This window comes from Hoeflea sp. CAU 1731 (assembly GCF_039888615.1).
Classification (GTDB): domain Bacteria; phylum Pseudomonadota; class Alphaproteobacteria; order Rhizobiales; family Rhizobiaceae; genus Flavimaribacter.
Window position 1 is genome coordinate 1 of sequence record NZ_JBDQQS010000046.1, and the last position, 2,826, is coordinate 2,826.

At 61.7% G+C, this 2,826-nt stretch carries 3 protein-coding genes; all 3 read right to left on the reverse strand.

The window, feature by feature from the left end:
- Window positions 1–169: 169 nt before the first annotated feature.
- Complete coding sequence (gene chrA / locus AAFN47_RS28005) at window positions 170–1,408, reverse strand: chromate efflux transporter (protein WP_035228762.1); 1,239 nt, start codon at window positions 1,406–1,408, stop codon at window positions 170–172.
- On the reverse strand, window positions 1,377–1,691 hold the full coding sequence (locus AAFN47_RS28010; RefSeq protein ID WP_035228765.1) for a PadR family transcriptional regulator: 315 nt from the start codon (window positions 1,689–1,691) through the stop codon (window positions 1,377–1,379). Before AAFN47_RS28010 ends, chrA begins: the two co-directional genes overlap by 32 nt.
- A gap of 271 nt (window positions 1,692–1,962) precedes the next feature.
- Window positions 1,963–2,520: a TVP38/TMEM64 family protein gene (locus tag AAFN47_RS28015; protein WP_051796786.1), complete on the reverse strand. Its 558-nt coding sequence runs from the start codon at window positions 2,518–2,520 to the stop codon at window positions 1,963–1,965.
- Window positions 2,521–2,826: the final 306 nt, after the last annotated feature.

Genomic DNA, 2,826 nt, shown 5'->3' on the forward strand with positions numbered 1-2,826 from the left:
GTCAGATCAACCGACTGAAGACGATCAAGCGCGCTATGTATGGCCGAGCGGGTGCAGAGCTTCTCAGAGCGCGGATGATGCCCATCCAATTGTCCGATCTCCACACAAAGTGAGGCAGACCCATATAAAGGGCAAATTGCACGAAGGCGCTTCCTTGGCCGTGAGAGATTCAGAGCAGGCCGAGCGCGACACCGCCGGCTGCGGTCAGCACGACGACCACCCACGGCGGCGCTTTCCAGACGGTAAGCAGGATGAAGCCGGTCAAGGCGAGCGCTAAGTCGTAAGGGCTTAGAATCGCGCTCGTCCAAACGGGATCGTAGAGCGCCGCGCCGAGGATTCCGACGACGGCCGCGTTCGCGCCACGCATCGCAGCCTGCGCAACCGGGCGGGAGCGGAACGCATCCCAGAACGGCAATGCGCCGATCAGCAGCAGGAAGCCGGGCAGGAAGACCGCAATCAGTGCGATTGCGGCCCCGGCGATACCGTCCGGCTCCGGTCCCATGACCGCGCCGAGATAGGCGGCGAAGGTGAAGAGCGGTCCCGGCACGGCCTGCGCCGCGCCATATCCGGCCAGGAAAGCATCCTCGCCAACCCAGCCGGGCCGGACCACTTCCGCCTCAAGCAGGGGAAGGACGACATGCCCGCCGCCGAACACGAGCGAGCCTGCCCGGTAGAAGGAATCGAACAGCCCCAGCCCTTGCGATGTGAGCGCAGCCGAGAAAACCGGCAACAGGAACAGCAGCAGGAAAAACAGCGCGAGCGCGGCAAGCCCGACGCGCCTGGGAACGGCAAAGGTCAAATGCCCTGTTGTCGGAACGGGACCGCCCCGGCACAGCCAAAGCCCGGCAAGCCCGCCAATGACGATAGCCGCGATTTGCCCGATCGAACCGGCTGCAAAAATCACGATCAGCACGGCGGCAAGCGCGATGCTTGCCCGCTCCCGGTCGGGCGCGAGCGTGCGCGCCATGCCCCAGACGGCTTGCGCGACGACAGCCACGGCGACAATTTTGAGGCCGTGTATAAGACCCGCGCCCACCGGTCCCTCGAACGCCGCTGCGCCGAACGCGAACAGCATGAGAAGCAAGGCAGATGGCAGCGTAAACGCCGCCCATGCCGCGAAAGCGCCAAGCGGGCCGCCGCGCAGCAATCCGAGGGCAAAGCCGACCTGACTGCTGGCCGGGCCGGGCAGGAACTGGCAGAGGGCGACGAGATCAGCATAGCCCGCCTCATCGATCCATTTGCGGCGCGTGACCAGCTCGTCACGGAAATAGCCGAGATGGGCGATCGGGCCGCCGAATGATGTTAGCCCGAGTTTCAGGAAGGCAAGAAAGACCTCGCCGCTAGAGCCGCGCCGAGGTGCGTTGCCGGGTACATCGTCAAGCGTCGGTGCCGCCGGGTTCGACTTCACGAAACAGCTCCCGGACTTTTCCCTTCGCCATATTCAGCGCCTCGACGCCATAAGGCGTCGCTCTGTAGATGCGGCGATGGGAGCGGCCCGCCCGCTCGGTGCGGGATTCGAGATAGCCTTTGCGCTCCAGCGCATGAAGCATCGGATAAAGCGTTCCGGCGCTGATCCTGTAACCATGATGCGCCAGCTCCTCGATCATCCAGTGTCCGTAAAGATCGCCCTCGGCTGCATGATGCAGGACGTGGAGCCGGATCAATCCGGAGAGTAGTTCCTGATGCTCCATTGGTGTTTCTCAAAAAGTCCTTTGAATTTCGCAAGCGGCCCCTCACAATCGAAACTCGATATTGGAAACCGATTGTATCCGCTGACCGTTGGGGCTGCAATCCGTTTCAGCGGAGGGCTGACCGTGCCTGACCGCAGGCGGATTGCAAACCCCGGAACAAAGGAGACTCGCATGGCCAGTGAAGTAGACCGCCATCCGCGTCATCACACCCAGCAAATGCAGACCCGTTTGCAGGAAACAATCGACCATCTGCGCGAGGACATCGATTGTTTCAGACCCGTAAGTTCCCGATTTCTAAAGAGCAGGATCGCGTGAGAAGGTAGCTGACCGCATCAAACGAGATGAACGGCACGAGCCGGGAGGCAAACACGATGGCCATCAGCCACAACTGGGATCGGCTTCGGCGGAGCCGTTCCAGCAGCGGCCCTGCTTTGGACCAGCGCTGCACCGCCTCATATCCGAGACAGCGGGCAATCCAGAAGGCGATGATCGCGCCAGCCTCAGCCCCGATCACGATGTAGAGCGTGCCCCAGACCGGCCCGAAGGCGGCTCCCGCGACCAATGCAATCGGCCCGCTCGGACTCGGGGTTATGACGATTGCCGTGGTCATCAGCGCGATGATTCCCAGCGGTCCCCAGATGCCGAGCCGCTGAATTTGGTCGCGCAGCGCCTGCTCACTGCTGAGCGCCTCCAGCGCACCGGACTGCCACAGCCACCCGTAAACTCCAGCCAAGACGAGCACGACCACCGCGCCGATCGCGATCTTCGTCTTCGAGATCGAATGGCCGCCCTGTTCCGCAACCTGGGATCCGGGAAGCTTATTGTGCATGCTTCACATCGTCGAGGAAGCGCAGCCAGTGCTCGGGCAGACCATGAGCACGAGCACCCTCACGTAGGAGCGTGAGATAACGCAGCGAAGGATTTCTCATTACCTTGCCCTGTCACAGTCGCCGCAGGAACGTCCTGGCAGTTACCAGGACGACTTTCAAGCGGAAGGTGCAGTCAGGCACAGGTGTCGATTTACACTTCAAACTGGGACTCGGACAATTTCTGGAAAAACGTTACACTTCAATTGAGACTTTTGCGGCCTGAGTCTCAATTGAGGTGTAACGTTTCGTTGGCTATGCGAATGCTG